The organism is Paenibacillus sp. PastF-3 (assembly GCF_029893135.1).
Taxonomy (GTDB): domain Bacteria; phylum Bacillota; class Bacilli; order Paenibacillales; family Paenibacillaceae; genus Paenibacillus_AQ; species Paenibacillus_AQ nitricinens.
Window position 1 is genome coordinate 246,547 of record NZ_JARXWM010000008.1, and the last position, 23,543, is coordinate 270,089.

Genomic DNA, 23,543 nt, shown 5'->3' on the forward strand with positions numbered 1-23,543 from the left:
TGTTATCGATAACGAATCAATATATCTATGGGGTAACGACCCGCATTGCGGCCATATAAGGCTAAGCCTCTCCCCTCTGTTTGAAGCTCCAAACGGAAAGTACGATTGCGGTCTAGTCTAGCTGCTAACTGCCCCGGTACACTTACTTTACACAGATAGCCGTAAGAGCCCGCCTCATCCAACTTATTCGCTAATGGCTGATAATGCCAAGATAATACACCTCGGCTGTCGGCCGGATCATCCGGCAAATAGAAGGAGCCAATCCGTTGACCTTCTATCAGAACATTCACACATGAAGGATGACGTTCTTCGTCGGTCATATAATACGTATTCGGATTATACTCCACCCTGGCATCAGCACCGTGCATGAGATCAAGTCCCATTTCATTTTGTTTTGCACCTTCAAGATTTCGAGCCAATACTCGCTTTGCGCTAGCTTCGAACATGATTTCGATCTCGCCAATCATCTTTTTCTCCACACCATCTGGAAGAGTTATATCATATGCATAATGGCCTTGCCCAGCCCCATTGATTTTTGCGCACTGAATAGCTTCCCATTGTTGTCCAAAATTGTGTTCTTTATACGCATCCACAGGGATATTAATACAATCTCCATCCCCTTCAAACCTTACACTCTGATTACCGCTTCTAACATCAAACGTAATGAAGTTGCGTGTAATTACCTCATCCTTATTATTTATCAATGAAACTGCCAGCACTGCAACTGCGTCCTGATCAGGCATAAGGACATAAAGAGGAGGTAAATCTGCTACTCCATATCCGTCCCACTCCACTGACATATGCTCACTTTGTGAAACAACTCGTGTTCCCAAATTGTCGTACCAAAGTTCCCATTTTATCTTTAAAAGCTGTCCATGATATTTATCTGAAAAACTGGAACGAAGAAGGGGAACTTTAACTTCAGCCTTTGCGTTTACTGTCTGGCATGGCGGCGCATCGATCACGATGAAGTCCGGCGAATGCAAATCAGAAATCGTCATCCCAGGAACAAAGGCATCATAACCAAAATCTTTATCGCTACCGTCTAACCGATAATAACCATTGAACTCGTTCGTAACATCACGAAATTCGGTAAATACGAAACCACATAGCTTATCATGCCGCCGGAATTCATTCATCATATAGCGATAATGCCATGCTAAATCACTGTCCCCTGCCCCGCCTTCGATACCCCATACGTTTCCACATTCACTGTTCATCAACGGGGCATCAGATTGTACATTACCTCCGATACAGTTAAAGTCTGAACCCGGAAAAGTTTTGTCTACAACCTCATTCAAATGAGATCTAAGCTGATCATAACCATTAATGTAGAAATGCCAAGTATTGATATCAGATTCCACATGATCATAGTTACATGGTGAGTTATCTTCAACGATTCTAGATGGATCCAGCCGTTTTGCCCAATGATATTTTTCCCGAACCCATTCCTGTGTTTCTTTAAGATAGCTGTTCTGCTGCTCTACATCACTCGTCAGACTAGTGTCCTGAGCGTTCGTCTTCAAACCCCATGTCTCGTTAAACATTACCCAAGAAAAAATCGATGGATGATTATAGTCTCGTTCAATAATCTCAAGTGCTTCACATTCATACGCAGCACGTGCTTTTTCATCCGGATTTCCCCAAAAGCAAGGCATGTCCTCCATCACCAAAATACCTAGTTTATCCGCCCAATATAGTTTGCGTGGTTCCTCTGGCTTGATATGAATACGCACAAAGTTCAGTCCCAAACGTTTCATTAGATAGATTTCATCCCGCATGTCTTCATCAGTCGGATAAGTGAAATAGCCCGTTTTGTGATAAGACTGGTCAAGGGTACCGTTTAAATAAATCGGCTTGCCATTAAGGGTAATCCAGCGATAACCACGCTCATCATAGCGTACAGTTTGGATTTCTCGAACTCCGAAATAAGTGCTGACTGTGTCTGTGCCAAAAGATCCGCTAAGCTGTAGTTCGCCTTCGTACAAATAAGGTGTATCTGGACTCCATAACATTGGATCTGTTATATGGATAGAGAGCTTAAATTCATTCTCCCCTGCGGTAAGATCAATGTTCTCAGTATGCAATATAGAATTCTCTGCGAATTTCAGCGTGAACTCTGCCGATCCATTTTCTTGTGCAAAGATTCTTGCAGTCACATTCACTTGCCCATCAATAGTGGTCACAAACTTAGCATCTTTCATATAAGTCTGGGGCCGAGATTCTAGCCATACGGACTGCCAGATTCCGCGAATTTCTCCATAACCTTGTTTGCCACGGGCTTGGTAATCATGATCGAAGTCCTCTACTCTAACGACAATTGTATTGTCTAAATCTTCAACCCAGTACTGAGTAACTTCGAACTCAAATGAACCATATCCACCTTGGTGTGAACCAACATGCACTCCGTTTATCCAAACGTCACATGAATAATCTACTGCCCCGAATCGCAAAAATAGTCGTGTCTGTGAGTCGATAGACTGCCATTTCAAAGTCCGCCGATACCATCCTATCCCTTTATGATCACTGCCAATACCTGATAATGAACTTACCCATGAAAAAGGAACAGTAATCCTCGAACTGTAAGTGATTTCTGAATTGGAATACCAATGTTCGCTAATTCCTTCGTTGCTCGGATCAAAGCTAAATGACCATTCCCCATTCAAATTCATCCATTCGTTGCGCTGCCAATGTGGATGCGGATGTTCGGGACGAGGAATCGGAAGACTCTCAACATTCAGTACGGGAGTTGTCATGATATGAGCACAGCCTTTCAAAATAAGAAGTTGAGCTCATTTTAGCATCAGTATATAAAATTCGCAATGTATATTATAATTTTACAATATATAAACTTCAGTGTACAATATCCTCAACCTATCCTAACGAAAAGGAATATAACCCATGAATGATATTTCGCAAGAAACGATACGCTACCCTGCATCACGCATCTTAGATGTTGCTAAAGCACTTTCTGGAGATGTCAGAGTCCGCATTCTTGAAGCCCTTGGTGACAAGCCTATGAGTGTAAGTCAATTGGCCGAGACACTTGGTGTAGCTCAACCTACAATTTCAATCAATGTACAGACCCTTGAGCAAGTTAACTTAATCTCATCTACACAAGGTGCAAATCGTGAGAAAATATGCGCGGTCACCTGCCGATCCATCCATCTCGATCTTCCTTCGAAGTTAGGTGATGGTCTGCATCAAACGGAAGAACTACATATGCCCATCGGGATGTTCTCCCACTGCTCTATTCAACCCTCTTGTGGTATGGCAGGAAAAGACGGCGGAGTCATCGGTTCTCAGGATGATCCTCGGGTATTCTACATGCCGGAAAGAGTTGATGCATCTCTCTTATGGTTCGCTGACTCTGGCTATGTCGAATACTATTTTGCCAATCCACTACCCCCAGGTGTCGAGCTTGATGAGATCCGGATTTCTGCTGAGGTTTGTTCTGAAGCACCTGCATTCCGAGAAAATTGGGCAAGTGACATCACATTAACTATAAACGACTTACATGTCGGTACTTGGACTTGTCCATCCGATTTCGGTAACCGGAAAGGAAAGTTAACACCCGAACGTTGGAAGAGTGGTACAGAATATGGAATGCTGACAGAGTGGAGTACCTCAGAACAGGGTAGCAAAATAAATGGAATTGCTTCTTCCCCTACTACAATTAGCTCACTAAAGCTGGCATTCAATGAGCCCATTCGAGTACGCTTTGAGATTCGCGAGGATGCCCCCAATAGACGAGGCCTGAATTTATTCGGAAGTGGTTTCGGAGACTACTCACAGGATATTATCCTGTCGTTTGTGCGTCGTTCAGTATCGGGTACATGATAACACGGAAGAATTGTACACCTGAAACCAGTGAGGATCTAAAGCTTCAGGTGTGCAATTGGACGCTTTTTTCTTTACACACCAATTACATACGCTTATCTTCAGCTTTTTTGATATTCTCAGCCACTCTAAATTTCACGATCTTACTAATTAATTCATAGGGCATCGGCTGATTAAGTGGAAATTGAATGGATCCTTTTGCACCTTTATAGACGGATAGTTCTTCCCTAAAAGCCTCAATCCCATTAGGTGTTGGATAAAATCCAATATGGTTTTTGAAAGCTGCAAAATGCACCAGATTTCCGTGCAGTGCAAAAGTAGGCATCTGATAACTAATCTTTTCTTTTGCATCAGGTGCCGCTTCTTTGATCACTTTTCTTATTGTATTAAGGATTTCTTGAAGCTCCAGTGGAAACTTGGAAATATAGTCATCGATCGATTCATACGTGATTTTACCTTCCATGTTAAGTCCCCTCACTGTTTCTAGTCACATTTAACTTTGATGAAGTGCTGCCAATGCTTCGTCTTCAGTACTCTTGAACAATATTTTATTCCCCTGATTGCATTCATAAATAAAATCATTCAGACTTTTACTATTATAGCCAGTAAATTCTCCCACAATAGCAACTCGCATCTGGTAGTTTGTATACTTTTGAAGAATCTCTCCGGCAAGCCCCGTCTTTAACTCAAAAAAATCATCCGTGATTTGCTCTTTTCTTAGAATCATTTTATCGCATTCTTGATATCTAACGTTCGCCATTAGATCCAATGCATCATTTACATTATTAATTACAATGCCCTCGCTGGAAATCAAGGCTACTGTTGAATTGTCTTTACGGTTTAATGTGATTTGCATTCAAATTGCTCCTTTTTCGATAAGAATCTCTTTTACATTGTGGTTTTCTTGTTGGATGGCTATTGCTAATACGGATTCACCACCTTCAATTTTAGCATGGACGTCAGCTCCGTGTTCGATTAACAAGCGTATCAGCTCCACATTATCCGAATGAAAAGCTGCAGAATGCAAGGCAGAATGCCCATCGCTATCAAAAATATGTGTTTGAGCACCCTTGTTCAATAGCAGCTGGATAACTCCCATATCCCGCTCCCCAGCAATCGCAGCATGAAGTGCAGTATTGGAAGGAATATAGCTAAGCTTAGAGTGAGACACAGCATCAACGTTAGCTCCAAAGTCTAATAACACCTGCACCGCTGCTTCTTTGCCAAAATGTGCTGCATATCCCAAAGGGGTAAGTCCCACATTATTTTCCGTATTCACCAGAGCCGGATGGGATTCTAGAATTTGTTTTAGCCGTACAGCATCACCTTGTTGTGCCGACTGAAAAACTTCATTAATGCTTTGCTGTAATTCCATTAGATTTCGCCTCTTTTCGATTGATCTGATAAACGATCTAGTTTATTTTTTCTGGATAGTTAAACCATTCTCCTGCTAAAAAAAGAAAAGAGTATTCATTCGAAGGTTATCAAATGAATACTCTTTCTTTTCAATGTTTATTGTAAGTCAATTATTAAATTAAATCAGACTTTTGAAGAAGACGTTTAACGATTGCAGCAACCTCAGCTCTGGTCATATCATTTTTAGGAGCAAGCACATTGCTGCTTCGTCCCATGATTACGCCTGCCTGTAAGCAATCAGTAATTGCGCTAATCGCCCAGTCAGATGCTTTGCTGGCATCGGTATATGGGTTCAAGAATCCTTCAGTGGATTGATTAGGAAGCTTAGCTTTTAACGCTGTGATTTTCATTGCTTTGGCGATAATTAGCATCGCTTGTTCACGGGTAATTTGGTCATCAGGGCGGAACATGCCGTCTTCAAAACCATTAATTAATTGATAGGCATATGCAGTATTGATCGCACTATTATACCAATCCGTAGTCTTAACATCTGCAAATGGTGTTGCCGCTTGATTCAATTCAAGTCCGAGGCCTCGTACAACTATTGCCGCAAACTCTGCACGGGTAATCGCTTGGTCAGGCGTAAATTGGCCATTGCCAGATCCCTCGATGACTAATCTGGAACCCATATCATTCACTGCATCTTTTGCCCAATGATTAGCAACATCGTTAAATTCAAGTGGATGCCAGATAACAGAGTAAGTGCCGGCACTAAGGCTGTTAATTGTAGCAAAATATTTACCATCAATGACTTCCACTTTAGTAGGTACATGGTGCACTGTGCCATCAGCATCAACATATACACCCGTTGTAATCTTGTTCGGGTCCATTCCCTCCGGAATAGCAATGGTACGTTTTACGTACGTATTAAATTGAGATAGTTCAATACTCTTATCTCCGTAAATACCTCTAGCCGTAAAGTTCACCGGTGCCCCGACTAATGAAAATGATCCGTTTTGCGCAGCAGCTCCTAATGCTTTAACTTGATCAGCAGTTGGTGCGCTGATTTCAATCTGTATTTTAATATCTTGTAAAGCTACAGATTTGCCAATCTGCGCAGATAAGGCATCAATATCAATCTGCCCGGCAGGCAGTGTAAATGTCGCATTTCCGGCTTTGATTTCAAGTACTGCTTGATTTCCCTGCATATTTTTAACCATTTGTCCGTTTAGTTCGCCAACAATAACATCAGATTTACTAGTGGCAGTGATAGAAACCACAGCACCTTTACCTTCAGCGGCGAGCTTGTCTTCCAGCTTCTTCTGGTCTAAAGCAATGGTAGTTAGCGTTTGATCCTTCCGTTTACCATTGGTCGCGGACCCGACACTTTCCGCTTTACCATTAATTAGAATGGAAGCATCATTTGCCAAAGGTGCCGGCGTTGCTGATGGGGTTGGTTGTGAAGGAACATCAACACTGGATGGAGCGCTCGGGATGACCGCATTGGACGCCACAGAGAATTCGCTGAATCCAGCCTTATTGATGGCCTGTACCGTGAAGGTGTAGCTTGTACCATTCGTCAAACCACTGATCGTAAGCGGACTTCCCGTTCCCGTAACCGTCAATCCTCCTGGAATAGCCGTGACAATATACCCTGTGATCTCACTCCCGCCATCGTTAGCTGGTGGCGTAAAGGTGATGATCGCTTGACCATTCTCTGCGCTTGCAGTGATAGATGTTGGAGCACTCGGTGCTGTAATTGGCCTCACAGGCGCTTTTACATGTACTGTTGTTGAAGCCGTATAACTTCCATCTTTGGTCGTAGCCGTGATGATGGCTGTTCCCACACCCACCGGAGTAATTACTCCATTCACAACCTTAGCTACCGTCTCATCGCTGGAACTCCAAATCACGTCTGGATCCGTTGCGTTTGCAGGCTCTATTGTCGCTTTTAGTGTTCCATCAGCTTCACCAGCAGTTAAATCGAGCGTCTCCTGATCTAACCTCACCCCAGTCACATTCACAACTGGTGGAATGGGTTCACTTACATGTACTGTTGTTGAAGCTGTAAAACTTCCATCTTTGGTCGTTACTGTGATGATTGCTGTGCCCACACCAACTGGAGTGACTACTCCGTAAACAACCTTGGCTACTGTCTCATCACTAGAGCTCCAGATGACACCCTTATTCGTTGCATCGGCAGGTGCCACTGTCGCTTGTAGCGTTTCATCGCCTTCTCCAACTGTTAAATTAAGTGTGGCCTGGTCTAACGTTACTCCCGTTACGATAACGATAAGTGGTTTAGGGGCTGCCACATTAACGGTCGTTTTAGCCGTAAAGCTACCATCTTTAGTCGTCACGGTGATCGTTGCTGTTCCTTTACCCACCGGAATGACAACACCGTTCACTACGGTTGCGACAGTTTCATCACTGGAGCTCCAGATTACATCTTTATCCGTTGCATTCACAGGTTCAATTGTAGCATGTAGTAAGGCATCCGCTTCACCAGCAGTTAAGTCTAGCGTCTCCTGATCAAGCTTCACTCCAGTTACGTTCACAACTGGTGGGATTGGAGCACTCACAGTAACTACGGATGTAGCCGTATAACTTCCATCCATAGAGGTTGCTGTGATCGTTGCTGTTCCAATACCTACCGGTGTCACCACACCGTTCACAACGGTCGCAACCGTTTCATCACTGGAGCTCCAAATTACTGTTTTGTTCGTGGCATTAGCAGGTGCGATGACAGCTTTCAATGTATCTCCCGCTTCTCCCTCTGTTAACTGGAGTGTTGTCTTATTCAAGGTCAATCCGGTTACGATGACATCCCCCACATCGTTTACCGTCAAGTTAAAGGTGTAAGTGTTGCTTAATTTCCCATCATCTACTTTGACAGAAATCACACTAGTACCGAAAGCATTTACCGCCGGTGTAATTTCTAACGTTCGTTGCTCACCACTTCCACTTACCTTCAGGCCACTATTCGGAATTAAAAGAGTATTTGAGGAGGTAGCGGATACTTGTAGGTCATCTCCATCTACATCAATGACCTTAAAAGATCGTGATACCGACTTATTTTTGTCCGTTGTAGTATTTCCCATGAAGCCAGTGTCTTGCTTCCAGCTTGCTCCCGTAATTGTTCCGTTCTTACCTGCAGTGACCAGTGTATTATAAGCAACATTACCATCATTACTATTCGCTAATTTATAGTTTAAAGCCAGATTAGGCTCCGTCCCTTTCAAATCGACGTTCATTTCGCGCACAATGTCACTCTGAGTTTTGGCTTTACTCCAGAATCTTACGTCTCTCATTCCACCGTTATAGTCTCCGTCCTGTCTCCAAGTACTTTTACCAAGCCAATTGTTCGGACGCGCAACGTTTCCAACCGTACTTAAATCCATAGGTCCTTCTGCTTTAAGAACGCCATCCCAATAAATACGTCCCTTTTTCTGAGTGTGATCATAAACAATCGCGACATGAACCCACTTGGAAATCGGAAAATCTTCAGCGACATTAATGTCTCCTTTATTGGTGTACGCGGTGAAGTTCATTTTTTTTCCGTTAAAGCCTACAAAAATATTGTGGTCTGCCTCACCGATTGAAGATTCGAAAAATCTCATCCATGTATTAAAACCATTGACCTTCAAAAATCCTTCAACTGTAAAAGAGTTCCCATAAATACGTTGATCCGGGAACGACACATAATCCCCGCTACCGTCAAAACTAAGATAGTCCCCACCATTCAGTTCTGTCAGATAAGGTGCATCGTTCACTGGGTTTACAGTAATTGTGGCAGTGCCTAAATCTGGATTGAATGCGGCAGAAACTGTGGTATTCGCATTTTTTTGATAATTTTGATAACCGGCTACTGTAGTATCCCATAGCTTAAAGCGAATGGAAGCTTGTCCGTTCCAATCTTTCCCTGGGACAAAACGTATTTTCTCCGATTTCAGCAGCAGAAAAGCTTTAGTGTCCGACACCGGCTCGATATTATACCAGATATTTCCTTGTGTGTTGTAATATTGCCAGGCCCCATTGGTATTATCAAAAGATACCACAGCAATCCCTGTTGTCGCTGGATCGGTTACCTTCGCTGCCAAAAGACTTGACACAACAACGCCCGCGTTGGAAGTATCATCTTCATTAATGGACGGTATCACTACTGGGCTATTCTCGAGCCAACCAAAGCTCGATTTTGCACTCATGATTTGAGGATGGATCGGCCCCACACCTTGCACCACAAGTCCAGTGGCTAACGAAATACTAATGCCTATTTTCATAAATGATGGCTTCAAACTCTTTTTCCCCCTCTAGCTTAAATCATGTCATCATTTCGACAATAATCGAGAGTATTATACAAAATTATGATAAACGAAAAATAAACAAAAAAAGAACCCTCGAAATCTAATCGATTCGTCGGTTCTCTTTTTCTTATACTAATTCATCATCTTCTTAATCAACGCTTTGAGCTTAGGATCAGGTGAAGTTCCAAGCTCCTGTTGAAGGGTCTCTTCCAATTGCCCATATCGCCGATAGGCTTCATTCATTCGCCCTAGTTCAATATATAAATGGATGATTTCCTGATGGATATCTTCCCTCAAGGGGTCCAATTTCAATATTCTCTCAAAGTAGTGCAGAGATGGTTGAGGTTCGTTCTGCTCCATGTGAAATCTACCAGCCAGTTCCAGCAGTCCAATAAAATCCTGTTCAAGACGGAGTGTCTTCCCACTGGCCCAATCGTATGATTTTCCTTTGAGAAAGGTTCCCGTATACAATGTTTCCACTAGATTGAACCATGCTGAATTTCTTTTCAAGACATGTCTAATTTGCTTCAACAATCGCTCAAATTCATACAAATCACAATAAACACTGCGTTCATCTATACTAATTTCATTTCTACTCGCCTTTATTACACTAGGACCGATTGCTTTTCGAATATAATATAAGGTAGAGTTCAGATTTTTGAGCGCTTTTTCAGGTTCCAGCCCGCTCCATAAGGTGTCGATAATTTCTTCACGGCTAACGGTTCCTTTACTAACCAAAAAAGCAAACAACTCTTCGGTTTTTGGACTTCTCAACTTAATGGGCTCTCTGTCTTGCGTCCGGCGGTATATCTTTAGTCCATTAAATAAAAGCACTTCCATAACAGGCTGAACCGTCACTCCTCGATTTATTTTTTTGATCTTATCCAGAGTTTTAGTTAATCGCTGAGCAGTTACAGGCTTCAACAGATAATCGACAGCACTCAGTTCGAAGGCTTGCAGTGCGTACTCGTCATACCCTGTAACAAAAACCACATCAATCGATTCATCTAGTTCATGTAAAAAGGCAGAAAGCTTCATTCCATTCGTGTCAGGCATAGAAATGTCCAAAAATGCAACATCAATCGAATTTCCCTTTACAAATTCATAGGCTTCTGTCGGATCCAGAAAAGTACTGTATACTTCAATCTCACCACTCTGAGACAATATTCTTTTTAACCGCTTAATTGATAGTTCTTCATCATCTACGATAATAGCTCGAAGCATGTGTCAACCTCCTACCCGCTTGCTATGCTGTTTGGGGATGTCAAAAGAAACCCGTGTACCTTTTCCTTCAACACTTTCAATACAAACACTTTTTCCATAAAGAAGTTTGATGCGCTGACTGATATTCCACAGCCCTACGCCTCTTTTATCTACATCTGATCGCATAATCTCCTTCAGCTTGTGCTCGCTCATTCCACATCCATCATCTTCTACAACAAAGCTGACCACAGCAAGATCCGACGACTCTTTCACAGCTATAGTGACCTTACCTCCGCGTAAATTGGACATCAGTCCATGTCTTATAGCATTTTCCACTAATGGTTGTAAGATCAGTGGAGGAATCCGGTTATCTGAATTTGCGGTTATATCATATTGGACTTGTAATCTCGAACCAAAGCGCACTTTTTCAATATTAACGTAAGCTTTAACCAGTTCTAGCTCACTCTCCAGGGTCGTTAACGAATCCAACTGTTTGAAATCAAAGCTACTTCTCAAATACTGTGATAGCTCCAGTGTTAATTCCTCAGCCTGCTCAGGTTCTTCCACACATAATGCAGCAATTGAATTCAGGGCATTATACAAGAAATGAGGTTTAATCTGAGAACGTAAAAAGGCGATTTCGGCATCTTTTGCCATTTTCACGGAAGCTCTCAATCGGGTCAGACTTTTCACTCGCGCCATTAGCTCCTCCGCTTCAAACGGTTTCCCCACATAATCATTTGCCCCTTTGTCCATGGACAATTTCATATCGGTAAGTCTGTTTTTCGCCGTTAACATTAATACAGGGAGCTCAAAGGCAGTGAACCTTTCTCTGATCTTTTGCAGCACCTCATAGCCAGAAATATCAGGCATTGTAATGTCCAGAACAACCAGGAAAAAGTCTGAATTCTTCGATAGCTCATCGAGTGCCAGCTGCCCGCGGTTCACGACAACAATGGGATATCCCTCTAGCTTGAACAAGTTGATCATCGATTGAAGGTTAGCAAAATCATCGTCCACGACCAAGATCGGTTCATTGATTTTACCTTTAATATATACGGGGTACTCCTGACGAGGGAAGACAACCTCTCTATAAGGAAGTGTCTTTTCAACCATTGGACCCGTGATTTGATTAGATAACTTCTCCCAGCGTGGAAGGGTAAAAATAAAAACCGAACCTTTACCTATATTAGATTCCACTCTAATGTTCCCACCATGTAACTCCACTAACTTTTTGGTAATGCTGAGTCCAAGACCTGTTCCACCATGACTATGGATTTCAGCTTCGTCCACCTGCTCAAAGGCCCTAAAAATACGTTTTTGCATATCCGGTGCAATTCCAATTCCCATATCTGCTACACGAACTTCAACCCATTCATGCATAGCTCTTGCACTAATATGTATTTCACCTTGCTCCGTAAATTTAATCGCATTATCTACCAAGTTGTGCAAAATCTGAATCAGCCGATTTCCATCCGCATGCACCGTAGGGAAATCTGGAGCAACACTGTTTATGAGCAGGATCGACTTTTCTCCGAGCAGGAACGAATGAATACCGATGACAGAATCAACTACAGCTTTCAGATCTAACGTGCTTTTATATAATGTGATATCTCCATGCTTCATTTTAGAATAATCGAGCAATTCGTTTACCATATAAGTTAATCTTCTGCCACTTCCCAAAACGATCGCTAGATTCTGCGCTTGCCTGTCGGTAACTGGACCTTCAACCCCATTAAGAAGTGTAGCGGTAATATTCACTATGGCATTCAATGGTGTTTTCAGCTCATGAGAGGTGTTGGAGAGAAACTCATCTTTAATTTTGTCCAATCCAATTAGCTGGTTTTTCATTTCGTCTATCGTATGATAAGCCTCGAAAAAACGGAGAACAATTAGTACGATCATAATGATATTAAAAGCAACAATGTAGAACTGTCCAAGCCAAAGATTCTCTTTCATCGAAAGCGCAAACAGAATAATGTCTATGGAGTACAGATTAATAGCAAGAATCGCCAAGAACAGCAGCAACGATTTGATCCGATTTACTTCTGCGCTTCTAATATACAAGAGAGCCACTCTAAACAACATCCAAATTAACATCAATTCATATACAAAAATCACATACGAAGAGAAGACCGTATAAGTACAAATAGGCAGAATCACTACCAGAATTATAAAGCTGCCTAGTATAATCGTTACGGCTTGCGCAAGTTTTAAAGAGATTATGCTTTTCTGCATTTGGTAGAAAAATATAGCCAGAACAATAAAACCCGATATGGAGGTAATATCTTTCACTTTGTATAAGACAATAAACGAAAGGTTTGGGAAAAACAGTAACAGCGAACGTTCTCCAATCAATCCATGATAAATCGCGAGCACCAAACAAATAATAGCAAACACTAATAAGGAGTAGTCCTTCTTACGGTATAACGCAGCCGCTACAAAGCAGATAACAAAAATAAGGGATAACGTTCCCAAAATTGCAACTGTGCTAAATTCACGAGCCATACTCTTCTGCTGGTTCTCCATCATCGCGGCTTCTTCGCCAAAAGTCAGAGATACGGGAATGCCTGCATTTACATATTCATAATTAGACACTTGAATGATGATCTCAACATCACCCTTTTCAGATGAAAACAGCCCAACCTGCGGAATATTCCCCGACTTGTAATCGGCTGTACTCATAGCTGGCTTTCCATCCTCAATCAGTAGATGTCCATTCGCATATATCGCACTTGAAAAGCGGATGTTCGTTTTTTTTATGGCAAATACACCGTTTACAGGTACATTTTTCAGCACCATCCGATAAGTAGCAGAACCAAATTTAGGTAATGGTTCCCCATCAATCACTTTGCCATTCCACTGTGAAGGGACCTCCATCCATGCTGAAGGAACTGGTTTTTCTGTGTTTGCTCCTATAAAATGCTCAGGCGTTAGCAACTGGTTCCAATAAAATTCCCACTCACCATCTAGTTTGATAATCTCTTGTTCTTGGTAATCCCACGTTGAAAGATCCATACTACCCTTCTGAACTTGCAGGTGATTCGCATGCCGATCGTTGTCTATAAAAACGGATAGCGGTATTGTTGCTATCGAGATGAAAGCGATTAAATAAATAAGTAACGTCCTTTTGAGCATCGTAGGCCCCTTTTCTATGGAGAAGTAAAGCTGCAGCAAACGCTTGGGGCATCGTGCACACTTGGAATAAATAGAATAGATAACGATAGATAATTCTATAAAATTTTCTATTTTCCTTCATGTTTCGACAAAATAATGGAATGGCGATTATCCTCTCCCTGACCATGACAGAGAAAAGGCCGCACTCTTTAGTAGAATGGTGTTAGAATTTCCTTCACCCTATTGATTTGCTTTTTTTAACAAGTAACAGATTATCGGATTTTTTCGATAGAAGAAACACGGCGATATCAAATAAGGGTGACTTTAACATACCCTCCGTATTCGTATTTTTTAAAAAGAGAAACGGCGGCTTTGATTGTTATTCAAAACCGCCGTTAGGCTATCTTTATTTTGTTTAGGCGAATAGTTTAGGCGAATAGTTAAGCTGAATAAATAATTATCAGTAAGCATTTCACCATTTTACCGTCGCGAATTTGCCAATAGACCGTAACCGTTTCAGTTCTGTTTCTTCAAAGCATAAGCCTTTCTGTTTATTGTCGTCTGCGTCAATAAAGGGAACTTGAATTTTACCATGCTCCAAGTCAATATGAATAACCTCTACCGCCGTCAAAGCAATAGGATTTGGGCGCATCGGCGACCTTGTGGCAAAGATACCCATAGTTTCAGGTGCGCCTTTGTATGGCTGTAGATAATTCTTGCCATAATTCTCCCTCTGCATAGTAATTCGGAATTATTTTACGCAAGGATAAAACGGCATAACTGGGTATGGCTTTTATCGAAATATTATAGTACATTTCTTTCTTTTGCCCTAATATTTCTATTTTTGCCAATTTAATTTTCCTTAACTTTTCTTGTTCATCTTGAATAACTTTTTCTATTTCAGCGTATTTGTTATCAAGTTGCTTTATAAGTGATATATCATTATTTTTATCAAGAGCTATTGCAATTTCCGCAACATTAAATCCACTATCTCTAAGATATACTATTCTGTTAAGAATGGGTATTTGTTCACTTGAATACATACGGTACCCTGTCCATTTATCAATTTCTTGTGGTTTCAAAAGACCTGCTTCATCATAGTATCGAAGCATACGAATTGATACTTGTGTTAGCTTTGAAAGCTCACCTATTCTAAACATTTTATCACCACCTTATCACTTGAAATTATAAATATTATTTTTTTAACTTCAAGTCGTATCATGTGAAAGCGAAATAATAATAATAAAACTGTAAAGCAGTTGAAAATCAAAAATTCTCTCCAAACACTTTGTCCAACACTTCCGACTCATAAGACACAGCTACTACAAAAAAAGACTATCCCTTCACGTACAGACCACCAACTTGAAGCTGTCCCCGTCTGCACCACTTTGATTTACCTCGCGTTCTGAGCTGCAAAGGTTGCTGTTACAACTGGAAGAGTTGCCGTTACCACTTGCCACAGCGTTACCCCAATTCGTTCCGTCATTCGAGACGTACACCTCATAGCCCCGTGCATCATCCAGATCGCTACCTGTTGAATCCATGACGATCTGGTTAATGCTCTTCACCGCCTTCATGTCCACGTTAAACGATTGCACGGGTACCATCGCCGTTCCGGTACTCCAGCGTGTAGCCATCGCTTCCGCCAGGCGAATTCCGTTCTTGCTCCTCCAGCTCGGTTGATTTGGAACATCACCAGGAATTTCCGACTGATAGAAATATACTCGACCACCATTACCATTCCATAATGTCTGGTATTCATTATGGTGTTCGTTAAACAAAACATAGATCGTCACATTGTTACCATTTACAACAAGACCGTTCTTAGAGATATTAGACGTCCAGCCGGTACCCACACCATGATCCGCACGCCAGATCCAGAGCTGATCAGCAATAACATCATTACTTTTGATCTTTAGACTGATATCATTTTTTCCTGAGAATGCCCCTCCTGTTCTAAAAGTCAGATCGTGAAGTGATGTTGGATTTGCAGCATGATTCAACGCGCTACCGCTAGCTCCAACTTCCAACAGAGAAAGTAAATTTACTGGACTTGCAAAAAGTAAGACCTGCGATCTTCACTCCGCTACATCACTGACTGCCATGTTTGGCTATTGACTTTACCCTTAGGGGAAGGTGCATAGTGGAATTGAACAAACCAACGAAATTCAAAGTTTATATATCATTTGATATCGAAGAAATGGAGATGAGATTGTTGCTTTCTATAGGAGAATTCTCGAGGATATGCGAAGTGTCAACCAAAACGCTGCGGTATTATGATGAAATCGGATTAATTCATCCCGATGAGATTAATCCTGAGAACGGTTATAGGTATTATTCCATCAAACAACTATCAAAAATGCTCTTTATCAACCGTTTGAAATCTTATCAATTCTCTCTGGAAGAAATCAAAGCTATTCTGGAATGGGAGCAGGATCAGTTTGAAGAGAAACTTAGTGCAGTCCTTCATCTCAAAAAAAGAGAAATACAAGAGAAACTACGAACTTACGAATATACGTTAAAGCAAATTAATAGTGATGTTCTAAATTTAGAGAATGGAATATCTATGATGTCCTACCTAAATAAGATAGAAGTGCAACTTGTTGAAACCAAACCAATGCATATTCTTTTCACGCGTCAAATGTTGAGCAGTGATGATTATGCACTCGGATATGGTAACTATTTTAGCAAGCTGTATGAAACCATTGCCACTGAAAAGCTGACCTTGCTGGGCACGCCAATAACCATTTATCACAGTGAGGAATATAATCCTGCCGGGAATGATACAGAGTTTGCCCTACCTATTAAGGAGAATATAAAAGGAACGAGAGAATTATCTGAGGAACTATGTGCGAGGTCGGTTTATAAAGGCCCTTATTCAGAATTGACATCGGTCTATGCGAAGCTCACAGAATGGATAGAAAATGAAGGTTATGAAATGGTGAACTCACCCTATGAAAAATATATAACAGACCCCTCGCAAACTACTGATCCTGAGGATCTTGTTACTGAGGTGTATTTTCCAGTTAAGAAAAGATCGTAGCCGCACTCATCATCACATAAAAATTTGATTAAAGGAGTTATCGATATGCACAAAAACTACCGGCCTACAAAAGACTGGCAAACTTCAGATCCGGCTAGCTTAAAAATGGATGCTGAACAACTTTCAGAACTAGAAGCTAAGATTAAATCCGACTATAGTAATATAAACGGAATTGTAGTGGTGAGCAGTGGATATATTGCCTATGAACAATACTTCAATGGCTATGGCCCGGATGATCTGCATCATGTGGCTTCTGTAACGAAAAGCATCTTATCCGCCCTCATTGGTATTGCCATTGATGCCGGATATATCAAGCATGTTGATCAGAAGGTGCTGGATTTTTTCCCTGACTATGTTCCCGACGATGCTGCTTCCCACCCGCAAAAACAAGAAATCACGATACGCCATTTGCTCAACATGACCGCTCCCTATGCTTTTGAAGACTGGCATGAACCACTGGAGCAACTCTGTAAGTCGTCCGACTGGGTCAAATTCACACTTGATATCCTTGGCCACCGAGGGAATGTTGGTGATTTTAAATATTCCACCGCAGGGGCGCACTTACTGTCGGCGATCATCACTCGTTGCACAGGAAAAAGTGCCCGTGAATTTGGTAACGAGCAATTATTCAGTCCGATCGGTATGACGGAAATCCCGGATTATGAGATGAATTCATTTGGGTTTGATGATTTATTTGGGGTAAATGTGAAGGGATGGGTAGAAGACCCCAATCGTATCACCACAGGAGGATGGGGACTTACGTTGTCTCCACGCGATATGGCGCGCTTTGGTTTATTATATTTGAACCGCGGAAAATGGGAGAACAATCAGATTATTTCGGAGACATGGATTGAAGAATCAACAGCGATGAACCCTAATCATTACGGTTATTTGTGGTGGCTACGCGAAGAAGATGGGATTTACACTTACTCAGCTTTAGGGGATGGTGGTAATGTCATTTGCTGCATTCCAGAAAAAAAACTTGTCGTAGCTATCGCCTCAGAATTCACACTTCAGCCTCGTGACCGGTGGCCTCTGATTAAGGATTGTATAATTCCGTCTGTAGTAGAGTAAAAAAGTAATGTTAGAAACATGCTGGTTGCCACTTCATTAACATCAAGAAGAGCAACCAGCTGTCTACACTCTAAATCATTTTACTTCAAGGAAAAATAATATCTCCTTCGTTGCTGCTTGCATCAAAAAATCCTACTTTGTGTTTTATAGCCAACTCCCGCATCGAAGTGTAAGCTTCGTCAGCTACGGAATACGCGAACGCCGCATAGATGACGGATGTGCCAAGCGAGTAGTCAGTCAACCGGTTATCCGTTCCGGCCTCCTCCATCGCCTCAAAAATCTCATCCTCTACATTCATATTTGGAAATTGCTCGGACAACTCACTATAAAAGCGTTGCAGCGCCTCCGATAAAACTGATGGATCACTATAGGCATGGTCTTCCGACCACTGCACTTGCTGCTCATACCACTTCATAAACGCTGCTCTCTCTTGCGGTGCTTTAGACGTCTCGAACGCCATCAAATCATAGCTCATTTAAAATCCTCCTCTAACCCACCCTAATCGTGCATTTTCAGTTCCTAAAAAGTTTCGGGATTGAAAAAACTTCAATCATTCACTTCAAGTGGTAATTTAATGAAATGGCAATTGTCTTGATTATATATTAAAAATCATCAGATCAATACTATAGAATCACGATACTTATTCACCCATTAAATATCATGTGAACTCTGGTATATCTACAAAAGTAACCACTGGCTCCACTACGCCATGCAATTCAAACAAGATTAGTTCGTTCCCACCTTGACGCAGAAGCGGTGCCGGTATGTAAAGCGTTTTTGTCGGACCCTTCTCCCAGTAGCGACCTAAATTAAAGCCGTTTATAAAAGCTTGACCTTTACTCCATCCGTCCAGCCGCAAAAAAGTATCCTCAGGCTTACTAACTTGAAAACACCCCCGATAGAAAGTGGGCTGCTGACGTTCTTCGCAATCTATCGAAGTGAATGATAATCCTTTAAGATCGGTTAATGGCAAGGAACGAATGGTCCAATCATGCAAAAATTGATAGCCGAGTCTAACGCCACAGGTTATGCCTTTCGGATCACGGAGCAGCGGGCCATAATTTACACGCCCCATGTTCTCCACAAGAATGTCGATTTGCAGTCCCTCAATCGGGATCTCTAGTGAAATTCCTCTCGGATCCCAGCGTTCAACTGTACCGACAAAGCCCCCATTCGCAAATACAAGCGCACGATCGCGTACTTCTTGAAGAACGAGCTCCACATGACTACGCGGTCCACTGATCTTCGTTGAATACAAGATAAATCCATAATCCTGACCCAGTTTCTCCATGGGCTCGGGACATGCTCTACTTTCTGGGTGAGACAAAACGTCTAACTGAGTGAACAGTGGTGCTGCTTCTGTCATCAACACTTTACCATAAGCTTGTGACTTTATTAACGGCGGTAATTCCAGTGGCGGCAACGTCACGTATTTCTCAATTATTTTTCGAGCTGCGTAGAATTTTGCTGTTGGCTTACCAGATTCGTCCAGCAGTGTATCATAATCGTAGCTGGTTACGATGGGCTCATATTTGTCAAAAAGATTTGCCCCATTCATAAATCCAAAATTCGTCCCCCCATGAAACATGTAGAAGTTAACAGAGGCTCCTAGAGCCAGCATTTCATCCAAAGTCTCCGCTACTTCTGATTCGGGGCGGGTATTATGCGGTTTCATCCAGTGGTCAAACCATCCATTCCAGAATTCCATGCACATCAACGGCCCCCTAGGCTGATATTCACGTAATTTAGCAAAGGCTTCCTTTGCCCGTGAACCGAAATTTACTGTGGCGAACACTCCGTCGATCATACCGCCTTGGAGCATATGATCTTCAGCTCCATCTGAGGTGAATAGCAGAACATCCATGCCGCGGGCGATCATTCCTTCTCTCAGATACTTCAGGTAAGTCTTATCACTTCCAAAGCTTCCATATTCATTCTCTACCTGAAGGGCGAGCACAGGTCCACCTTTAGTACTTAACAAAGGTCGCAATCTTGGAAGTAACACATCGAAGTAGGCATCCACCTTAGATAAATAAACCTTATCATTACAACGCAGTTGGATGTTATCGTCTGCAAGTAACCAAGCTGGCAATCCACCAAATTCCCACTCCGCACAAATATAAGGACTTGGCCGCAAAATCACGTGCAATCCGAGCTCTCCGGCGAGCTTAACGAAAGCCTCGATGTCAGCAAAGCCTGCGAAATTGAAGTCCCCTTCCTCTGGTTCGTGTAAATTCCAAGGAATATAGGTTTCAACAGTATTCAATCCGCAAGCCTTCATCTTCAGCAAACGATCCTGCCAATATTCCGGAACGATCCGGAAATAATGAAGCGCACCAGAAAGCAACCGGATAGGTTGTTCGTCTAATATAAAATGATCCCCTGATATGGATAACTTCCGCATAAAATTTCTCCTCCAACGTTGAGATAGGTTATCTCATTATAAGGAATAAAAATAGCAACCCATATGGACGATTCTAATGAAATATATGGAGAATTCATTGGTTGCTAGAGGCTTTTGTAATGCTATACACTATATCCATAGGGGAGTGGTTACGGATGTCAAAAAGAACTCATATTTGGTTAATTACCACAGATCAAATGCGTGCGGACGCACTAGGTATCGAGAATGCTTCCGTACTGACACCTGAGCTTGACAAGCTTGCTTCGGAAGGCACACTCTTCACTGGAGCTTACTGCGCTAGCCCCGTTTGTACGCCCTCACGTTCCTCCATTTTTACTGGAAGGTACCCTCATGTCCATGGTGCTTGGAACATCGGTACCACACTAAAAGAAGACGAACTTACCTTGTGCGATCATTTAAAGAAAGCGGATTATAAAACCATCGGTATAGGAAAGATGCACTTCCGTCCACAAATGAAGGAGGACTTTTCACAAGAATATGAAGATCCTGCTTATCGAGATCGCGGAAGAGCTTCCGATGGAACGTACTACGGATTTGATGAGCATCATATTACTGAAGACAATTGTATCGGGGAATATATGGAGTGGCTTAGGGAACGCAACCCGGAAGTAGCAGAACGATTCAGTAAAGACCGTTTCAGAGCCTCCGATGCTCAACACGATGTGTGGGAGAGCGAAATTCCACCGGAGCTGCATCAGACTTACTGGATTGCTGAACGGAGTATCGATGCTATCCTCGCCCACAAAACCGAGCAACCGTTATTCTTATGGTCCAGTTTCGTTGATCCGCATCATCCCTTTGACCCTCCAAAAGTTTATACGGATATGTACACGGACATTGACATTCCGTCTCCAACCAGAGAAGCTGACGACGTGCTTCTTCGTCCTCCACATTTGCTGCGTCAGAGTCAGGGAGGATATTGGCCTGGTGGCGGTGAAGAGCATTCTCTTGATGAAGCGCATATGAAACGGCTCACTCGAAATTATTATGCGATGATTACCTTCATTGATGAGCAGATCGGACGTATTATAAAAGCTTGGCGTCAAAAAGAAATGTACGATGATGTTGTCATCCTCTTTACCAGCGATCATGGAGAACTGCTCGGTGACCATGGACTAATTTACAAGGGGCCGTGGTTTTATGAAGGGTTAACACGAATCCCGATGATCGTACGCGGTCCTGGGATTGCTTCCGGGCAACGGGTGTCTGCTTTGATGGAACATGTTGATATTGTCCCTACCCTGCTTGAAGCCGCAGGTCTCAAATTCCCCTACGGAATTCAAGGCGTGTCACAGATGAAAGTGCTAGCTGGCAGGGAGTCCAATGTACGTGATTCTGCCCTAACCGCTTATATTGCTCATGATCGCGGTATAAACGCTAAGTGTTTGCGCACTACACGTTATAAGCTAGTTATCTTTGCAGGAGAGACCTACGGTGAATTATATGATCTAAAAGAGGATCCTCATGAAAACCACAATCGTTTTGAAGATCCCGATTATAGTAAAATTCGTCATTCGATGGTAGAAATGCTCGTCCATCGAATGATTCAAGATCAGGACCCTTTGCCAGAACGCCGGAGTAGCTGGTAAATCAAAACACCTATTAAACCCCTTAATATTTCCATAACAGACGAAGGACAACCTGAATGTTCAGATTGCCCTTCGTTTAGATCATTTTCCCAATACAGATGCCTTTAGAATATGTGAAATTGGACGTCCGGCAATCAATTCTCCGTTGTTTACAAACCCTTCCTCTCGTCCCTCCAGCTCGTGAATAAGACGATCTCTCCATTCATGTATACGCTCGAAATTATCGGTACATCCGATCGCATTAACCTTCTCAAAGGGGTCGGTCACTAGGTTAAAGTATTGCTCTTCGCCTGTCTGAGAATACCAAATGAATTTCTCTCTTCCATCCGTTAAAAAGTGGTGCGACCTTTCTCCATAGGCCTGCTCCCCATGAATAAAAGACCGCCACACTGTCTGATCCCCCTTACACAGTGGCAACACACTTTGCCCTTCTACTGTAACTGGTATTTGGATGCCAGCAGCTTCAAGAAACGTTGGCATAATATCACGAAGTTCTACAATAGAACCGAGCCGGGTACCTGGAAGAAGTCCAAGCGTTTCTCCCGGGTCATACACTAAGAAAGGAATCTTAGCACTCCCTTCATATGGTAGAGACTTGCGGAAATAATGGTGATCCCCCATCATCTCACCATGATCAGAAGTAAATAGAATTAAAGTTTCATTTAAAACTCCATATTCCTGCAGCCCATTGATTAACCTCCCAATTTGGTCGTCAAGATGCGTTATAAGTGCATAATATGCGGCACGGGCACGATCCAATCTGCGCTTTGGCAAATGAGTGAACGAAGAGGTTGGATCCTTAGCTCCGTTGAAGGCGGCACTCTCATCCACCCAGTCTCCAACTGGAGGATCGGGAAATTCCAAGTCCTTATACATATCTAGATAACATTGTGGCGGATCCAATGGGGAATGCGGGCGAACGAAGGAAGACCATAGGAAAAATGGTTTCCCAGGATCTCTTCTTCGCAAAAAGTCTAGCGACTCGGTTACGCACCAATTCGTGGGATGCATCGCTTCCGGCAAGTGCCAGGGGCGGGCAACCGTTGAGGCGTTGCAATCAAGGCCTAAGTCAGTGATATCCGAATTGGCATTGGTTTGTCTTCGCAGCCATTGTAAATAATCATCCACTTGATCATAGTGTTCATCATATATAACTTGGCTCTTGTCCCGATTGTAATGAAGATATCCATCATGAAGCACTACATTATGGAATCCACATAAATTACGTGCAGGATACACATGCATCTTGCCAACACACTGCGTATGATAACCAGCTTGTGCAAGCTCTCCGGCAATCGTATGGGCGTAATTCCATTCAACCTTATCCTGATACCCCACCCGCCCATGTGATCTTTGGCCCATTCCTGTCATGATGGCAGCCCTCGCGGGAATACAACTCGGGGTAGCTGAGTAAGCGTGTTCAAATAATATCCCTCTTGAAGCAAGAGAATCCAGGTTGGGTGTCTCAACGACGGGATGTCCCATGATGCTCAGGCAATCAAAACGCATCTGATCCACTGTGATAAGCAAAAGGTTTGGCCGTTTTGAGCCATTTTGATGTTCCAGATTAGTGTCAGTCATAACCTCACTCC

The 23,543-nt window shown here is 42.5% G+C and carries 17 protein-coding genes; 4 read left to right on the top strand and 13 right to left on the bottom strand.

Annotated elements, in window-relative coordinates:
- Nucleotides 1-2: 2 nt before the first annotated feature.
- Nucleotides 3-2,756, bottom strand: a complete 2,754-nt coding sequence (locus M2444_RS18150) for a glycoside hydrolase family 2 protein (RefSeq protein ID WP_094875215.1) — start codon at nucleotides 2,754-2,756, stop codon at nucleotides 3-5.
- Nucleotides 2,757-2,901: 145 nt separating this feature from the next.
- Here M2444_RS18150 and M2444_RS18155 point away from each other — a divergent pair, with 145 nt between their 5' ends.
- The gene (locus M2444_RS18155) at nucleotides 2,902-3,840 is read left to right on the top strand and encodes an ArsR/SmtB family transcription factor (protein WP_094875216.1); all 939 of its coding nucleotides are present in this window, start codon (nucleotides 2,902-2,904) and stop codon (nucleotides 3,838-3,840) included.
- Between the two features lie 85 nt (nucleotides 3,841-3,925).
- Here M2444_RS18155 and M2444_RS18160 read toward each other — a convergent pair whose 3' ends face one another.
- From M2444_RS18160 to M2444_RS18200, 9 genes are all read right to left on the bottom strand, one after another.
- A complete protein-coding gene (locus tag M2444_RS18160; protein WP_094868855.1) occupies nucleotides 3,926-4,303 on the bottom strand; it encodes an iron chaperone in 378 nt (125 codons plus the stop codon).
- A gap of 30 nt (nucleotides 4,304-4,333) precedes the next feature.
- On the bottom strand, nucleotides 4,334-4,696 hold the full coding sequence (locus M2444_RS18165) for a DUF4180 domain-containing protein (RefSeq protein ID WP_076283444.1): 363 nt from the start codon (nucleotides 4,694-4,696) through the stop codon (nucleotides 4,334-4,336).
- On the bottom strand, nucleotides 4,697-5,215 hold the full coding sequence (locus M2444_RS18170; protein ID WP_280787683.1) for an ankyrin repeat domain-containing protein: 519 nt from the start codon (nucleotides 5,213-5,215) through the stop codon (nucleotides 4,697-4,699).
- Between the two features lie 154 nt (nucleotides 5,216-5,369).
- Nucleotides 5,370-9,491, bottom strand: a complete 4,122-nt coding sequence (locus M2444_RS18175; RefSeq protein ID WP_280787684.1) for an S-layer homology domain-containing protein — start codon at nucleotides 9,489-9,491, stop codon at nucleotides 5,370-5,372.
- 141 nt (nucleotides 9,492-9,632) lie between these two features.
- Nucleotides 9,633-10,724 carry a response regulator gene (locus M2444_RS18180; protein ID WP_094875221.1) on the bottom strand — a complete coding sequence of 364 codons (1,092 nt, stop codon included), beginning with the start codon at nucleotides 10,722-10,724 and terminating at the stop codon, nucleotides 9,633-9,635.
- A gap of 3 nt (nucleotides 10,725-10,727) precedes the next feature.
- Nucleotides 10,728-13,841 (bottom strand): hybrid sensor histidine kinase/response regulator, encoded by a 3,114-nt coding sequence (locus tag M2444_RS18185; RefSeq protein ID WP_280787685.1) that lies wholly within the window; start codon nucleotides 13,839-13,841, stop codon nucleotides 10,728-10,730.
- Between the two features lie 451 nt (nucleotides 13,842-14,292).
- Nucleotides 14,293-14,499: a TrmO family methyltransferase domain-containing protein gene (locus tag M2444_RS18190; RefSeq protein ID WP_256990321.1), complete on the bottom strand. Its 207-nt coding sequence runs from the start codon at nucleotides 14,497-14,499 to the stop codon at nucleotides 14,293-14,295.
- Nucleotides 14,500-14,503: 4 nt separating this feature from the next.
- On the bottom strand, nucleotides 14,504-14,980 hold the full coding sequence (locus M2444_RS18195; protein WP_280787686.1) for a MerR family transcriptional regulator: 477 nt from the start codon (nucleotides 14,978-14,980) through the stop codon (nucleotides 14,504-14,506).
- Between the two features lie 183 nt (nucleotides 14,981-15,163).
- Nucleotides 15,164-15,823, bottom strand: a complete 660-nt coding sequence (locus M2444_RS18200; RefSeq protein ID WP_280787687.1) for a discoidin domain-containing protein — start codon at nucleotides 15,821-15,823, stop codon at nucleotides 15,164-15,166.
- A 212-nt stretch (nucleotides 15,824-16,035) separates the two neighbouring features.
- Between M2444_RS18200 and M2444_RS18205 the strand changes: the two genes are divergently transcribed.
- Together M2444_RS18205 and M2444_RS18210 are read left to right on the top strand one after the other, a co-directional pair.
- Nucleotides 16,036-16,863 carry a MerR family transcriptional regulator gene (locus M2444_RS18205; protein ID WP_280787709.1) on the top strand — a complete coding sequence of 276 codons (828 nt, stop codon included), beginning with the start codon at nucleotides 16,036-16,038 and terminating at the stop codon, nucleotides 16,861-16,863.
- Between the two features lie 45 nt (nucleotides 16,864-16,908).
- Entirely contained in the window at nucleotides 16,909-17,937 is a 1,029-nt protein-coding gene (locus tag M2444_RS18210) for a serine hydrolase domain-containing protein (protein ID WP_280787688.1), read from the top strand.
- A gap of 85 nt (nucleotides 17,938-18,022) precedes the next feature.
- Here the strand turns inward: M2444_RS18210 and M2444_RS18215 are convergent, their stop codons facing one another.
- A complete protein-coding gene (locus M2444_RS18215; protein WP_280787689.1) occupies nucleotides 18,023-18,412 on the bottom strand; it encodes a hypothetical protein in 390 nt (129 codons plus the stop codon).
- A gap of 183 nt (nucleotides 18,413-18,595) precedes the next feature.
- Nucleotides 18,596-20,341: a glycoside hydrolase family 35 protein gene (locus tag M2444_RS18220; protein WP_280787690.1), complete on the bottom strand. Its 1,746-nt coding sequence runs from the start codon at nucleotides 20,339-20,341 to the stop codon at nucleotides 18,596-18,598.
- 155 nt (nucleotides 20,342-20,496) lie between these two features.
- On the opposite strand from M2444_RS18220, the gene M2444_RS18225 reads away from it, so the two are divergent.
- Nucleotides 20,497-21,951: a sulfatase-like hydrolase/transferase gene (locus M2444_RS18225; RefSeq protein ID WP_280787691.1), complete on the top strand. Its 1,455-nt coding sequence runs from the start codon at nucleotides 20,497-20,499 to the stop codon at nucleotides 21,949-21,951.
- A gap of 81 nt (nucleotides 21,952-22,032) precedes the next feature.
- Here the strand turns inward: M2444_RS18225 and M2444_RS18230 are convergent, their stop codons facing one another.
- On the bottom strand, nucleotides 22,033-23,532 hold the full coding sequence (locus tag M2444_RS18230; protein WP_280787692.1) for an arylsulfatase: 1,500 nt from the start codon (nucleotides 23,530-23,532) through the stop codon (nucleotides 22,033-22,035).
- Nucleotides 23,533-23,543: the final 11 nt, after the last annotated feature.